The sequence below is a fragment of the Methylobacterium brachiatum genome, from assembly GCF_020523825.1.
In the GTDB taxonomy this organism is placed as follows: Bacteria; Pseudomonadota; Alphaproteobacteria; order Rhizobiales; family Beijerinckiaceae; genus Methylobacterium; species Methylobacterium brachiatum.
The window spans coordinates 1-14,504 of sequence record NZ_JAJALK010000001.1; the positions used below are offsets into that span (position 1 = coordinate 1).

General features: G+C 70.7%; 13 protein-coding genes. 8 read left to right on the forward strand and 5 right to left on the reverse strand.

Features of this window, described 5'->3' with window-relative positions:
• Both LGR69_RS00005 and LGR69_RS00010 read left to right on the forward strand, forming a co-directional pair.
• Positions 1-661, forward strand: a 661-nt coding sequence (locus LGR69_RS00005; RefSeq protein WP_230364790.1) for a DUF1236 domain-containing protein, incomplete at its 5' end; no start/stop codon positions are given.
• 260 nt (positions 662-921) lie between these two features.
• The gene (locus LGR69_RS00010; RefSeq protein ID WP_307354581.1) at positions 922-2,922 is read left to right on the forward strand and encodes a methyl-accepting chemotaxis protein; all 2,001 of its coding nucleotides are present in this window, start codon (positions 922-924) and stop codon (positions 2,920-2,922) included.
• Between the two features lie 21 nt (positions 2,923-2,943).
• Here LGR69_RS00010 and hrcA read toward each other — a convergent pair whose 3' ends face one another.
• On the reverse strand, positions 2,944-3,999 hold the full coding sequence (gene hrcA, locus LGR69_RS00015) for a heat-inducible transcriptional repressor HrcA (RefSeq protein ID WP_007561975.1): 1,056 nt from the start codon (positions 3,997-3,999) through the stop codon (positions 2,944-2,946).
• Between the two features lie 166 nt (positions 4,000-4,165).
• Between hrcA and rph the strand changes: the two genes are divergently transcribed.
• Genes rph through hemW form a run of 3 tightly spaced genes read left to right on the forward strand, consistent with a single transcriptional unit; the run spans position 4,166 to position 6,719 of the window.
• The gene (gene rph / locus LGR69_RS00020; RefSeq protein ID WP_007561977.1) at positions 4,166-4,879 is read left to right on the forward strand and encodes a ribonuclease PH; all 714 of its coding nucleotides are present in this window, start codon (positions 4,166-4,168) and stop codon (positions 4,877-4,879) included.
• Complete coding sequence (rdgB, locus tag LGR69_RS00025; RefSeq protein WP_007561979.1) at positions 4,876-5,505, forward strand: RdgB/HAM1 family non-canonical purine NTP pyrophosphatase; 630 nt, start codon at positions 4,876-4,878, stop codon at positions 5,503-5,505. The genes rph and rdgB overlap by 4 nt, the downstream gene beginning before the upstream one ends.
• 38 nt (positions 5,506-5,543) lie before the next feature.
• Positions 5,544-6,719 (forward strand): radical SAM family heme chaperone HemW, encoded by a 1,176-nt coding sequence (gene hemW / locus LGR69_RS00030; protein WP_230364792.1) that lies wholly within the window; start codon positions 5,544-5,546, stop codon positions 6,717-6,719.
• Here the strand turns inward: hemW and LGR69_RS00035 are convergent, their stop codons facing one another.
• Positions 6,720-7,997 carry a penicillin-binding protein activator gene (locus LGR69_RS00035; protein ID WP_230364793.1) on the reverse strand — a complete coding sequence of 426 codons (1,278 nt, stop codon included), beginning with the start codon at positions 7,995-7,997 and terminating at the stop codon, positions 6,720-6,722.
• Between the two features lie 135 nt (positions 7,998-8,132).
• On the opposite strand from LGR69_RS00035, the gene rsmI reads away from it, so the two are divergent.
• Together rsmI and LGR69_RS00045 are read left to right on the forward strand one after the other, a co-directional pair.
• Positions 8,133-9,119 carry a 16S rRNA (cytidine(1402)-2'-O)-methyltransferase gene (gene rsmI, locus LGR69_RS00040; RefSeq protein WP_205836079.1) on the forward strand — a complete coding sequence of 329 codons (987 nt, stop codon included), beginning with the start codon at positions 8,133-8,135 and terminating at the stop codon, positions 9,117-9,119.
• Positions 9,116-9,505 (forward strand): YraN family protein, encoded by a 390-nt coding sequence (locus LGR69_RS00045; protein ID WP_230364794.1) that lies wholly within the window; start codon positions 9,116-9,118, stop codon positions 9,503-9,505. The genes rsmI and LGR69_RS00045 overlap by 4 nt, the downstream gene beginning before the upstream one ends.
• Before the next feature lie 9 nt (positions 9,506-9,514).
• On the opposite strand, the gene LGR69_RS00050 is transcribed toward LGR69_RS00045, so the two are convergent.
• From LGR69_RS00050 to LGR69_RS00060, 3 genes are all read right to left on the reverse strand, one after another.
• Entirely contained in the window at positions 9,515-9,904 is a 390-nt protein-coding gene (locus LGR69_RS00050) for a response regulator (RefSeq protein ID WP_007561989.1), read from the reverse strand.
• Positions 9,905-10,161: 257 nt separating this feature from the next.
• On the reverse strand, positions 10,162-11,262 hold the full coding sequence (locus LGR69_RS00055) for a L,D-transpeptidase family protein (RefSeq protein WP_230364795.1): 1,101 nt from the start codon (positions 11,260-11,262) through the stop codon (positions 10,162-10,164).
• Between the two features lie 82 nt (positions 11,263-11,344).
• The gene (locus tag LGR69_RS00060) at positions 11,345-12,241 is read right to left on the reverse strand and encodes an extensin family protein (protein ID WP_230364796.1); all 897 of its coding nucleotides are present in this window, start codon (positions 12,239-12,241) and stop codon (positions 11,345-11,347) included.
• Between the two features lie 182 nt (positions 12,242-12,423).
• On the opposite strand from LGR69_RS00060, the gene LGR69_RS00065 reads away from it, so the two are divergent.
• Positions 12,424-14,499 (forward strand): M3 family metallopeptidase, encoded by a 2,076-nt coding sequence (locus LGR69_RS00065; RefSeq protein WP_230364797.1) that lies wholly within the window; start codon positions 12,424-12,426, stop codon positions 14,497-14,499.
• Positions 14,500-14,504 lie beyond the last annotated feature (5 nt).

Consider the following 14,504-nt stretch of genomic DNA (forward strand, 5'->3'; position numbering starts at 1 on the left):
CGCGGGGCCTAGCGGGGCCGGCGGCGGTGGAATGCGCGGCGGCGCCGGTGGTGCCGAGGGCGGCGGGATGCGCGGCGGCGCGGATGGCGGTGGGCGCGGCGCGGAGCCCGGCGGTCCGGCTGGCCGCGGTGCCGAAGGACCCGGCCGTGCCGGTCCGGGCGCCGGCGATCGGAACGGTCCTGGCGGCAATCCCGGTGCCGCCGAGCGGGGCGGCCGTGACGGCGGCCCGGCCGAGCAGCGTGGCGGGCGTGACGAGACCGGCCCGGGCCAGCGCGGCGACCGCAACGGGCGCGACGAGACCGGTGCGGGTCAGCGCGGCGATCGCGGCGCGGCAGGCGAGCGTGGCGACCGCGGTGGACGCGACGGAGTCCGGGGTGGCCGCGGCGGCTCCGCCCGCGGCGCCGTCACGCGCCTCGACACCCGCCAGCGCACCGAGTTCCGCAGCTCGATCACCCGCCTTGGCGTCTCGCCGCTGCGGGACGTGGCGTTCGGGCTGGCGGTCGGAACCGCGATCCCGCGCTCCGTCAGCCTGCACCGGCTGCCGCCGGCGATCGTCGAGATCGTGCCGGAATACGAGGGCTACGACTTCATCCTGGTACGCGACGACATCGTGATCGTCGATCCCGACACCTACGAGATCGTCGACGTGATCCCGGCGTAAGCCGCGCCGTCGTTACAGCGCTGCGCGCAGGAGGATTTTTCCTGCGCGCAGCTGCAGCCGTTTTGAACTCGGCGGAATTAAATTAAAACAGTTCAATGTTTAAATAATCGTCTCAAAATCGATCAAGTTCATACGAACATAATTCCATTTTGCCATATAGTGATATATACAACTTGGGTTATTCATAAAGTTACATCGTAGATATTCAGTGCGTGAAGTGCAATGGAAGTCGATACTCTTTCAGTGCTTGGGATTGCGCCGTGTCGAAGCCGAATGATGGGTCGGTCGAAATAGAGCAAACCGCACGGTCGCGCCTCGGTTTGGCCGGCCGGGCGACGTTGCTCATCCTGGCGGTCGTGTGCATCTCTTTCGCGGCGAGCTCAGCCTATCTCTACAGGACACAAGCCTCGGCGCTGCGGACGAAGATCGACACCGAGATGTCGGGTCTCAGTGCCTCCGCCGCGCAAAGCGTCGGCAACTGGCTGCGGGGTAAGCTCGATCTGACTCAACTGATGGCCCAGCAGGCATCGCTCGCGACCGCCGGGGCAGCGGCGAATGCCGTGATCGGTGCCCCCGCCGTCCGGGAGACGTTCTATGTCAGTTATGTCGGCCGTCCGGACGGCTCCTACGATATGGTGCCGCAGGATGAGGTGCCACCCGATTACGATCCCCGCCAACGCCCCTGGTACAAGGAGGCCGTGGCCGCCAATGGCCCGGTCCTGACCGAGCCCTACACCTCCGCCAGCCGGGGCGCCCTGGTCATCACCGCCGCGGCGACCGTACGCGATGCGGGTGGTACCCTGCTGTGTGTCGGCGGCGGCGATTTCGAGGCTGACACCCTGGCCCGCATGATCGCGGGGGTCGCGACCGGCAGCAGCGGCTATGCCTATCTGGTGTCGGGAAACGGCACGGTGCTGGTCCATCCGCGCGCCGAGCTGATCGGAAAATCGCTATCGGATCTGTTCACCGGGCCGCAGCCGAAGGTCGGTGGCGGCCTGAGCGAGACGCGCGAGGGCGACCGGCAGACCTTCACAGTGTTCGCCCGGGTCCCCAACCTGCCGCCGACGCTCGAATGGTATGTCGCCGTGTCGGTCGACCGCGCCGCGTCGCTCGCACCGATCTCGGCTTTGGCGCACGACTTGGTGGTGACCACGCTCCTGGTGCTGCTCGCGCTCGGGATCGTTGTCAGTCAGCTGATGACGATCACCGTCGCACGTCCGCTGAACCGCTTGGTCGGCGCGCTGCAGCGCATGAGCCGGGGCGCCATCGATGCCGAGATCGCCGAGGCGCGCCGCAGCGACGAGATCGGCATGGTTGGCCGGGCGGTCGAAGGCATCAAGGCTCTCGTGGCGCAGAAGGCGCGCGACGAGGCCGAGGCGCGACGCCTCGCCGACGAGGCCGCCGCGGCGGAGCGCAAGCGCGCGATGATCGCGCTGGCCGATGGGTTCGAGCGGGCCGTCGGGGCGATCGTCGGCATGGTCTCGTCCGCGGCCACCGAGCTCGAGGCCACGGCCCAGACCCTGACGGCGAGCGCCACCCAGGCGGCGGCGCAATCGACCAGCGTGGCGGCAGCTGCCGAAGAGGCCGCCACCAATGTCCGCACCGTCGCCGCGGCCGCCGAGCAGCTCGGCTCAAGCGTGCGGGAGATCGCCGGCCAGGTCGAAGGCTCGGCGAACCTGGCGCAGGCCGCCGTCGGCGAGGCGGACCAGACCGGGCATCTGGTGCAGGAGCTGGCCGAGGCGGTGTCGAAGATCGGCGATGCGGTCGGTCTGATCTCCAGCATCGCGGGCCAGACCAACCTGCTGGCGCTCAACGCGACGATCGAGGCGGCCCGGGCCGGGGAAGCGGGGAGGGGGTTCGCGGTCGTGGCCTCCGAGGTGAAGGAGCTGGCGGCCCAGACGGGGCGCGTCACCGAAGAGATCACCGGCTACATCACCCGGATCCAGGGCTCGACCGATCACGCCGCCCAGGCGATCGGCGGGATCGTGACGCGCATCCGCGACATCAACGACGTGACCGGCGCGGTGGCGGCGGCGGTGGAGGAGCAGGGCGCGGCGACCCAGGAGATCGTGCGCAACGTCAGCCAGGCGGCCAGCGGGACGGACGAGGTGACGACGAACATCACCGGCGTCGCCCAGGCGGCCGAGCAGACCGGCGCGGCGGCGCATCAGGTGCTGGACGCCGCCACCGCGCTGTCGCGGCAATCGGCGCAGCTCTCTCAGGAGGTCGCGGACTTCCTGCACACCGTACGGGCCGCCTGAGCCAGGCCCGTTCGTGAGCCGTCAGCGCGCTCCGTCGAGCAGCTTCGAGACCACCCGGGCGGTGTAATCGACCATCGGCACGATGCGGGCGTAGTTCAGCCGCGTCGGGCCGATCACCCCGACGACGCCGACGATCTTCTGGGACCCGTCCCGGAACGGCGCGGCGATCAAGGAGGAGCCCGAGAGCGAGAACAGCTTGTTCTCGGAGCCGATGAAGATCCGCACGCCTTCGCCGCCCTCGGCGCGGGCCAGGAGGTCGATGACGTCCTTCTGGGTCTCCAGATCGTTGAACAGCAGGCGAATCCGCTCGAGATCCTCGACGGCGCGCAGGTCGTCGAGCAGGTTCGCCTGGCCGCGCACGATGAGCTGCCGCGCCTCGCTCGGACCCACGGGCGTGGCAAGGCCGGCATCGACCAGGCGCTCGGTCAGCGCGTCGAGCTCCCGCTTCATCGCCTTGCGGCCGGCCTCGATCTCGGCCCGTAGGGTCCCGAGGGTGCGGCCCTGCAGCCGGGCGTTGAGGAAGTTCGTCGCCTCCTGGAGCGCGCCGGCCGGCAGGCCGGGGGGGAGGTCGACCAGGCGGTTCTCCACCGAGCCGTCATCCGAGACCAGCACCACCAGGGCGCGGGCGGGGTCGAGGCGGACGAACTCGATATGCTTCAGGTGGACATTGGCCTTCGTGGTCAGCACGACGCCGGCCCCACGCGAGATGCCCGACAGCATGGTCGAGGCTTCGGCTAGAGCCGAATCGAAGGTGTGGCCGGAGGCGGCGGCGCGCATCTGCGCCTCGATCCGGGCCTGCTCCTCCTGCCCGACATCGCCGACTTCCAGCATTGCGTCGACGAAGAAGCGCAAGCCCAGCTCGGTCGGCAGGCGGCCGGCGGAGGTGTGGGGCGCGAAGATCAGGCCGGAATGCTCCAGATCCGCCATGACGTTGCGAATCGAGGCCGGCGACAGGGCCATCGGGAGGATGCGCGCCAGGTTGCGCGAGCCCACCGGCTCTCCGGTCGTGAGATAGCTCTCGACGATCTGCCGGAATATCTCGCGGGCGCGCTCGTTGAGGGCGTCGAGCGCCTGCATCGATGGGCCTTGTGGAATGTTGGGGTTCAGGTCGGTCACGCGGTCATCCTGTCGTCCGATCATGTCCGCCCGGTGTCGCGGGATCAATCCATCCGGCGATGCTTGCCCGCGCCGGCCCGGCGGCCTAAGAGCCCGGCCCTTACTCTCTCACCAGAAAGGGCCCGCGATGCGGCCTTCGAAGCGCGCCGCCGACGAGCTGCGGCCCGTGACCCTCGAGCGCGCGGTCTCGCGCTATGCTGAGGGCTCGTGCCTCGTCAGCTTCGGCAACACCCGCGTGCTCTGCACCGCCTCCCTCGAGGAGCGCGGGCCGCCCTGGCTGCGCGGCTCCGGCAAGGGCTGGATCACGGCCGAGTATGCCATGCTGCCGCGCGCCACGCATGACCGGACGCGCCGGGAGATCAATTCGGGCAAGCCGTCGGGCCGCACCCAGGAGATCCAGCGCCTGATCGGCCGCTCCCTCCGGGCGGTGACGAATCTCCCTGCCATGGGCGAGCGTCAGGTGACGGTCGATTGCGACGTGATCCAGGCCGATGGCGGCACCCGCACCGCCGCGATCACCGGCGCCTGGGTCGCACTCTACGATTGTTTCGCCTGGATGCGCACTCGCTCGATCATCTCGGTGGACCCGCTGCGCGATCACGTTGCTGCGGTCTCGTGCGGTTTGTACAAGGGCACGCCGGTGCTCGACCTCGATTATGCCGAGGATTCGGCGGCCGAGACCGATGCCAATTTCGTGCTGACCGGCACAGGCGGCATCGTCGAGGTCCAGGGCACCGCCGAGATGGAGCCGTTCTCCGTGGATCAGCTCCTCGAATTGCTGAACCTCGCCCGCGCCGGCACCGACCGGCTGGTGGCGCTCCAGAAGGAGGCGATCGCGTGAGCCGCCGTCTCACCGGCAAGGTGGTCATCGCCACCCACAATGCGGGCAAGCTCGCCGAGATGCGCGCATTGCTGGCGCCGTTCGGGATCGAGGCAGTCTCGGCCGGCGATCTCGGGCTGCCCGAGCCCGATGAGACCGGGACGATGTTCTCCGAGAACGCCGCGATCAAGGCCCACGCGGCCGCCCAGGCCACCGGGCTGCCGGCCTTCGCGGACGATTCCGGCCTGTGCGTCGACGCCCTCGATGGGGCTCCGGGGATCTTCTCCGCCCGCTGGGCGGGCCCGACCAAGGACTTTTCCGCCGCGATGGCGCGGGTCTTCTCGGAGCTGGAGCAGCGCGGGGCGACGAATCGGAAGGCGCATTTCGTCTCCGCCCTCGTGCTCGCCTGGCCGGATGGCCACACCGAGCTGTTCGAGGGGCGCGTGTTCGGGACGCTCGTTCCGCCGCGCGGCGATGCCGGCTTCGGCTACGATCCGATCTTCCAGCCGGACGGCCATGCCCAGACCTTCGGCGAGATGACCGCCGAGGGAAAGCACGGGGGCGATTGGCAGAAGGGCGAGGGGCTGTCCCACCGGGCCCGGGCCTTCGTGCTGCTGAGTCGCGCCTGCCTGGCGCCGGCTTCCTGATTGCCAAACCGGGCCGGGACGCTCACATCCCGGCAATCATGACTTCGACCGGCCCGGACCATCCGACCCGCGACGCGGGCTTCGGGATCTACCTGCACTGGCCCTTCTGCGCCGCGAAGTGCCCGTATTGCGACTTCAACAGCCACGTCCGGCACGCCGGCGTGGACCAGCCGCGCTTCCTCGACGCGTTCCGGGCCGAGATCGCCCACAACGCCGCCCGCACCCCCGGCCGCACGGTCACCAGCATCTTTCTCGGGGGCGGCACGCCCTCGCTGATGGCGCCCGCGACGGTGGCGGGCCTGCTCGACGCGGTGGCGGGGCATTGGGCGGTGGCGCCCGATGCCGAGATCACCCTGGAGGCCAACCCGTCGAGCGTGGAGGCCGACCGGTTCCGCGGTTACCGCGCCGCCGGGGTGAACCGGGTGTCGCTCGGCGTGCAGGCCCTGGACGATGCCTCCCTGAAGAAGCTCGGGCGGCTGCACAACGCCGCCGAGGCGTTCGCGGCGATCGGCGTCGCGCAGGCGGTGTTCGACCGGACCTCGTTCGACCTGATCTATGCCCGGCCCGACCAGACCCCCGCCCTGTGGCGGGCCGAGCTGAGCGAAGCGCTCACCCGCGCCGCCGAACACCTGTCGCTCTACCAGCTCACCATCGAGCCCGGGACGCCGTTCCACGGGCTGGCCGCCGCCGGGAAGCTGGTGACGCCGGACGACGAGACCGGGCGCGTCCTCTACGACGTGACCCAGGAGGTCTGCGGCCAGGCGGGCCTGCCCGCCTACGAGATCTCCAACCACGCCCGGCCGGGCGCCGAATCCCGGCACAACCTGCTCTACTGGCGCTACGGCGAATATGCCGGCATCGGCCCGGGCGCGCATGGCCGGCTGGTCACCCCGGCGGGCCGGATCGGCACCGTCACCGAGCGCGGCCCGGAGGAATGGCTTGCCCGGGTCGAGCACGACGGACACGGCATCGTCGAGACCGAGACGCTGCAGGCCGCGGACCAGGCCGACGAGTTCCTCGTGATGGGCCTGCGGCTCGCCGAAGGGATCGACCCCGAGCGCTACGCCGCCCTGAAGGGTCGGCCGCTGAACGGCAACCGCATCGGCATGCTGGTCGGCGACGGCCTGCTGCACCGCCTGCCCGGCGGGCGGATCGCGGCGACGCCGCGCGGCGCGCCGGTGCTCAACGCCCTGGTGGCCGAACTCGCGGCCTGATCAGGTCCCGGGTTTGGCCAGGACGCGCGGGGCCGGGCTGACCAGGGTCGCGGCGTTGTTGCGGATCTCGTAGACCGCCAGCGACCGGTCGCTCAGCCCGTCCGGCCGGAACCGGAAGGTGCCGTCGGTCCCGGCAAAGCCCGACGGGTTGGTCAGCGTCGTCTCCGCGAAGCGCTGCGAGCCGTATTGCCGCGTCAGCGCCGCCGACAGCATCACGGCGTCGTAGGCCAGCGAGGCGACCCGCGGCGGCACCGCGCCGAACCGGGCCTGATAGCGGCCGCTGAAATTCGAGAAGCCGGTCCGGTCGGGCGAGGCGAACCGTCCGCCCTGCAGCGCCGGCAGCGCGAACAGGGCCGGCTCGTTCCAGAGGGCCGTGCCGATCGGCCGGACCCGGGCGGGATTGTAGCCGGCCTTGGTGAGGGACGCGGCGACCGCGGGCATGGCCTCGGCCGTCTCCGGGATGAACAACGTGTCGGCGGTGGCGCCGGCCCCGGTGATCACCCGGGCCAGCCTTTCGACCGCCGGCCCCGGCGCACCGGACGGATAGCGCTCGACCGCTGCCACCCGGGCACCCTTGCGGGCGACGGCCTCGCGGAATTCCGCCTCGACCGCGTTGCCGTAGGCCGTCTCCGGAATCAGCGCCGCGAAGGAGCGGCGGCCGGCGGCCACGGAATCGTCGACGATCCGGTCGACCTCCGGCTGCGGCAGGAAGCTTAGGAGATAGACGCCCCGGGCCGCCACGGAGGCGTCCGTCGAGAAGCCGATCACCGGCTTGCCCGCAGCCTTGGCGGGCACGGCGGCGGCCTGGACGTTGGCGGCGAAGACCGGGCCGAGCACGATGTCGGCACCCTGCTTCAGGGCTTCTTGGGTCGCGTCCCGGGCGCCGTCGGCGCTGCCGTGATCGTCCTCGACCAGGATCGTCAGGTCGGGCTGCTGCGACTCGTCGTAGGCGAGTTGGGCCGCGTTGCGCATCGCGCCGCCGACCGCCACACCCGTGCCGGTGAGCGGCAGGACCAGCGCGACCTTCACGGCGCCGGCGCCGATGCGGTTGCCCCCGGCAGCGGCCGGGGTCAGCGGAGCGCCGGCCGACGGGGCGGGCGCGTTGCCGAGCGGGACCTCGGCCGGCGGCGACAGCTCCGCCCGGGCCGGAGCGCCGCGGCGGGCCGCATGCCCGTCCCCGAATCCGCCGACGCAGCCGCCAAGCGCGAGGGCGCTGAGGGCAGCGGTCAGGGCGGCGACACGCGCGAGACGGGTCCGCCCACACTTCGGACGCACCATGGCGCGGGCTCCTTCGGGCATGTCCGGCCAACCTGACCGGGCCGTTTTCAAATGTAAACGCGGCGCTGCCGGTTTGCCCCCGGTCTCGACGCGCCGCCGCGACGCGGGGCGTGGAGTGTGGCAAGATCGCCCGCGATGACACGTCGATTCGATGCCCCGGGGCCCGCGATCTCAACCAAACCCACCGCCACGCCCCCTGCGCAGAAGCCCGGTGCGGACCGGCCGCGGAACACCACCTTCACGGCCTTCGGGCTGGCCAGCGAGACCGAGCCTCTATCGCCCGGGTTGCACATCGTGGCGACGCCGATCGGCAACCTGCGCGACATAACCATCCGGGCGCTCGCAACCCTGGCGGCGGCCGACGCGGTGCTGGCCGAGGATACGCGCGTCACCCGGACGCTGCTGGCCCATTACGGCATCACCACGCCGCTGCTCGCCTATCACGAGCACTCGAACGACACCGTGCGCGACCGGATGGTGGCGCGGCTCCGGGCCGGCGAGGCCCTGGCCCTGGTCTCGGATGCCGGCACGCCCCTCGTCTCCGATCCCGGCTACAAGCTGGTCCAGGCCGCGATCGAGGCCGGGATCGCGATCACCCCCGTTCCCGGGCCGTCCGCCGTCATGACCGCGCTGGTGGCGGCGGGCCTGCCCACCGACCGGTTCTTCTTCGAGGGTTTCCTGCCGCAGAAGGCCGGCGCCCGGCGCAACCGCCTCGAAGCCCTCACCCAGGTCCCGGGTACGCTGGTCCTGTTCGAGTCGCCCCACCGTCTGCCCGAGATGCTGGCGGATGCCGCCGCGGTGCTCGGCGCCGACCGTCCGGCCGCGGTCACCCGCGAGCTGACCAAGTTTTACGAGACGATCCGCCGGGACACGCTGGGCTCCCTGAGCGAGCGCTTCGGCCAGGAGGGCGCGCCGAAGGGGGAGATCGTCGTCATCATCGGCGCCGCGACCCATCCGGACCGCCCGGTCGAGGGGGATGCCGCCCTCGACGGGTTGATCCGCGCCGCGCTGGAGCGGCACTCGATCAAGGATGCGGCGAGCCTCGTCGCGGACGAGACCGGGCAGCCGCGCCGGGCCATCTATACCCGGGCGCTGGCCCTGGCCCGGGACAGCCAGGGGTGAGCGAGACCGTGCCGGACCAAGCCCTGCGGCGGCGCGCCGCCCATCTGCGCGGACACCGGGCCGAGTGGCTGGCGATGGCGGCCCTTCTGCTGAAGGGCTACTGGCCGATCGGGCGCCGGGTGAGCTTCGCCGGGGGAGAGATCGACCTGATCGTCCGCCGTCCGCGCACCATCGTGTTCGTCGAGGTGAAGGCGCGGTCCAGCCTGGACGAGGCCCGCGTCGCGATCGACGCAGCCAAGAGGCGGCGCTTCTCGCGCGCCGTGCGGGCCTGGATCGGCCGCAATCCCTGGTGTGCGGGGATGACCCTGCGGGCCGACGCGGTCTTCGTCGGCCCCAGCGAATGGCCGGCCCATTTGCCGGACGTCTTCACCATCGAAGGCTTGTAGGAGGGGCGTTCAGCCCCGGGCGGCGCGGATCGCGCCGATCAGCGTGCGCTTGAGGTCGGCCTGGCTGAAAGGCTTCTGCACCACCGGCCGGTCGCGGAACGGCTCGCGGATGCCGGCGCCGCCATAGCCCGTGGAGAACACGAGCGGCAGGTCGCGCTGCACGATCGCCTCGGCCACCGGGTAGATCGGCTCGCCGGCCACGTTCACGTCGAGGATCGCGATCTCGAACGTCTCCTGCGAAGCCATCTCAAGCGCGGTCGAGAGCCGTGCGGCCGGTCCGACCACGGCACAGCCGAAGTCGAGCAGCATGTCCTCGAGGAGCATCGAGATTGCGGCTTCGTCTTCGACGACGAGCACGCGGACGCCGTTCAGGACGTCATCGTTGGGGTCAGCAGTCACGCCGGGCCGTCTTCCCTTCGATCACCCCCGAACCGGGGATCTTGCCGTGCGGTTGGTATCGCCTCGCGAGCCGCTGGAGCAGCGCTGAGAAGCGCCGGGCGGCATCGCCAGGCGGTCCGCGAGACCACCCGTGGCGTCGCCTGGAATACCGGACGTGTCAAGCGTTCGCTTGCCGTTCCCGGGTGAATGACCGCGTCGATGTTAACCGACGATACATTTTTGCCGGTTTCCGGCCCGGCATCGCGCGACGCGACCGATCATTCGTCCTTGAACGTGACCTTGGCGCCGCGGCTCACATGCGCCGCGAGGTCGCGGGCGTTCCAGTTGGTCAGCCGGATGCAGCCGTGGGACTCGGTTTTCCCGACCTTCTCGGGCTCGGGCGTTCCGTGGATGCCGTAGCTCGGGATCGCGAGGTCGATCCAGACCAGGCCGACCGGATTGTTCGGCCCCGGCTTGATCGAGAATTTCTGCTGCGTTTTCACGCCCTTGAACGCGTATTTCGGGTTGTAGGTGTAGTCCGGGTCGAACGCGACGCCCTTCACCTTGGTCTCACCGCTCGGCGCCGGCTTCTCGGTGCTGCCGATCGAGGCCGGGTAATAGCCGAGCAGCTTGCCGTCGGCCCCGAAGGCGCGGACGTCGTGGCTGGTCTTGTCGACCTCGATCCGCTCGATCTTGGGCTCCTGCGGCAGGTCCTTGCCCTTGGGCTTGTCCAGGCCCATCGGATCGACCGCGGCCACGATGATCGACGTGCCGGCCTTGTCGAGGGGCTTGTCCGGATTGAGGGCGCTGACGAGGTCGCGGCTCATGTGGAACCGCTCGGCCAGCATCTCCCGCGGGTTGGTGTAGCCGAGCTCCTTGAGGTCGGCCTGCTGTTCCATCTTGGGCGGGATCTTCTCGACATAGGGGCCGGACGCGTCCGCGTCGGTGATCGCGTAGTCGGACACGGCCGGCTTGTCGCTCGTCGCCTGGAGCTTGTCCCAGAGCTCCTGCGTCAGGTCCCGGGTCGCGGGCAGCCCCTGCGCCACCGCGAAGGCCGAGAGCGCCTGCTGGTAATTCTCGCCCTTCAGACCGTCGATCGCCCCCGGGAAGAACCGTGCGCGATCCAGCAGGATCTGCGCCTTCACGATCAGCGCGTCGGGTTTGTCGTCGGATTTCTTGGCGGCCCGGGCCTTCTTGCCGGACTTCTTCTCCGCCTTCTTCGCAGCCTTGTCGGGCTCCGGCGCCTTGAAGGTCGCGCCGTTGATCGCCTCGGCGGTCAGTGCGGGCGCCTTGTCGGGCTGCGCCAGGGCGGCCCCCGGTGCCGCCAGGCTCAACACCAGCAGAGCCGCGCAAACCGGCCGCGAGGATCTCCGCATCATGGACGTACAGCTCTCCGGGAGCAGGCGCGCTCCGGTCGCACAAGTATCGAGCGCGCTTGAACGTTCCGCCGCCGGGCCCGGGCTACTCGCACAGGCGATGCCCGGCGTTGCGCTCACGTTCGTCGAGGTGGAAGTGGTTGGCATGGGCCGCGTTGCTGCCCGGCCCCAGGACCGTGCGGAAGAAGCCGCAGGCCTTGCCCCGGATCGAGGCCAGGAACTCCGCCTCTTCGGATCCCGCCGGCATCGCCTTGACCGGGATGCCGGCGCGACCGGCGAAGGTGAAGCCCATCACGTCGACGGCCGCCGCGAAGGCGTGGTCGCTGAGCTTGGCATCGACATCGTGGTTCTGCCCCCGGCAGACATAGGTGCCACCGAGTTCGACCCCGGTCAGCGGATGCTTGAGCGTCCGGTCCGCCGCGACCTGGACCTCCGTGGCCCAGCGCGCGAAGGATTCCGCGACCTGGCAGGTCAGCGTCGCGCCCCCCGGCAGCGCGATCCCGTCGGCGAGCTTGGTCACCTTCAGCGGCAGCGGCGCCGTGCATTGGCCCTCGGCGATGGGCGGCAGCGGCTCGAACTCGACGCCGAGGCGCTTGAGACGCACCCGGCAGGCGGTGTCGTCCGGGGGGGAGACCTTGAGGGCGAGCGCGGCCTCGCCGGACAATTCCGGAGGGCGCTCCGGCGGGGTCGGGGGCGGCACCGGCATCCCGGGCTTCTGAGCCTCCGCGGCACCGTCCTTGGCCGGCGGGGTCGGCTCGACAGGACGCGCCGGGGGCGTCGGTTTACCGGTGTCGGCTGTCGGCGCAGGCTTCTGCTCCGCCGGCTGGGCCGGCTTCAGCTCACTCGGCCGCTCGGGCGGAAGCGGCGGCGGCACCGGAACGGCGGGCGCCTCCGCGGCCGAGCCCGGCGCGGGCGCCAATGCGCAGAGGACCAGTGCGAGGGCGCTTGAGGCCAAGAAGATCGTCGGTCGGTGGGGCGGCATGGGACCTCGAAGCGCGGGCATAGGCCGGGGGAAACGAACGGAACCGCATTCGGATCACATCGGCCCGGTTGACGGGGCTGCCGATCGGGCCTCTGTCTTCCGTCAAAGGGCCGCGGACCCCATCTCGCGGCCCGGATGACGGGCCGCACGACCCGTCGGACCAACGCACCACCGAGGACCGAATGCCGGATGTCGCCGATGCCGGGCTCCCGAGCCTGCCGCAGGACAACCCCTTCCGCGACGCGCAGTGGAACACGCCGCACGGCCTGCCGCCGTTCGAGCGGATCGAGCCGGAGCATTACATGCCGGCCTTCGAGGCGGCGCTCGCTGCCCACTCTGCCGAGATCGCGGGCATCGCGTCCGACACGGCGCCTGCGACCTTCGCCAACACCGTCGCCGCGATGGAGCGCGCCGGCCAGGCCCTCGAGCGGGTCGCCGGCGTATTCTACAACCTGACCGGCAGCCACACGAACCCGGAGTTGCAGGCGATCGAGCGGACGATCGGCCCGAAGCTCGCCCGGCACGGCAGCGCCATCTACCTCAACCCGCAGCTCTGGGCGCGCATCTCGGCGGTGGACGCCGACGCGGAGGGTCTGGGGCCGGAGGAACGCCGGGTCCTCGACCGCTACCGCATCCGCTTCCGGCGCGCCGGTGCCGATCTCGGTCCGGCCGACAAGGCGCGCATCGCCGAGATCGCCGCGCGGATGTCCGAGCTCGGCACCCAGTTCAGCCAGAACCTGCTCGCCGACGAGAGCAGCTTCACCCTGCCGCTCTCCGGCGAGGACGATCTCGCCGGCCTGCCGCCGTTCCTGCGCGCCGCTGCCGAGAGCGCGGCCCGGGAGCGCGGGCTGGAGGGCCACGTCATCACCCTGTCGCGCTCGCTGATCGAGCCGTTCCTGGTGTTCTCGACCCGCCGCGACCTGCGCGAGAAGGCCTACGCGGCCTGGACGAAGCGCGGCGAGAACGGCGGGACCACCGACAACCGGGCGATCATCGTCGAGATGATCGGGCTGCGCGCCGAGCACGCCCGGCTGCTGGGCTTCGACAGCTTCGCGCATTTCAAGCTCGACGACACGATGGCGGCGAGCCCCGATGCCGCCATGGAGCTGTTGCGCGACGTCTGGACCCCGGCCCGGGCGCGGGCTGGCGAGGAGCGCGAGCGGCTCCAGGCGCTCGTCCAGCAGGAGGGCCACAATTTCGCGCTTCAGGCGCACGATTGGCGCCACTACACCGAGAAGCTGCGCCGGGCCGAGCACGACCTCGACGAGAGCGAGGTCAAGGCGTACCTGCCGCTCGACCGGATGATCCAGGCGGCCTTCGACACGGCCTCACGCCTGTTCGGCCTGACCTTCGAGGAATTGTCCGACGTGCCGCGCTACCACCCGGACGTGCGCGTCTGGCGGGTCGGCAACCCGGACGGGTCCGAGGTCGGCCTGTTCCTGGGCGATTACTTCGCCCGGTCGTCGAAGCGCTCGGGCGCCTGGATGAGCGCGTTCCGCTCGCAGGAACGTCTGAACGGCACGGTCACGCCGATCATCGTCAACGTGATGAACTTCGCGAAGGCGCCTGCCGGCGAGAGCGCGCTCCTGTCCTTCGACGACGCCCGCACCCTGTTCCACGAATTCGGCCACGCCCTGCACGGGCTCCTGTCGGACGTGACCTATCCGCTGCTCTCCGGGACATCGGTGTCGCGCGACTTCGTCGAGTTGCCGTCGCAGCTCTACGAGCATTGGTTGGAGCAGCCGGAGGTTCTGCAGGCCCATGCCCGGCACCACCGGACCGGCGAGCCGATGCCCGACGCGCTGCTGCGCAAGCTCCTGGCGGCCCGCACCTTCAACCAGGGCTTCGCCACGGTGGAATACACCGCCTCGGCGATCGTCGACATGACCCTGCACCTTTCGGCGGGCGGCGAATCGGGCCTCGACGTGCCGGCCTTCGAGGCCGACGCCCTGCAGCGGATCGGCATGCCGGCCGAGATCAGCATGCGGCACCGGACGCCGCATTTCGCCCATATCTTCTCCGGCGACGGCTACGCGGCCGGCTACTACAGCTACCTCTGGTCCGAGGTGCTGGACGCCGACGCCTTCGACGCGTTCCGGGAGGCCGGCGACATCTTCGATCCAGAGACGGCGAAGCGCCTGCGCACCTACGTGTACGGCGCCGGCAACCTGCGCGACCCGCGCGACGCCTACACGGCGTTTCGCGGCCGCATGCCGAGCATCGCGCCGCTGTTGAAGAAGCGGGGGCTCGCGGCCTGACCCGA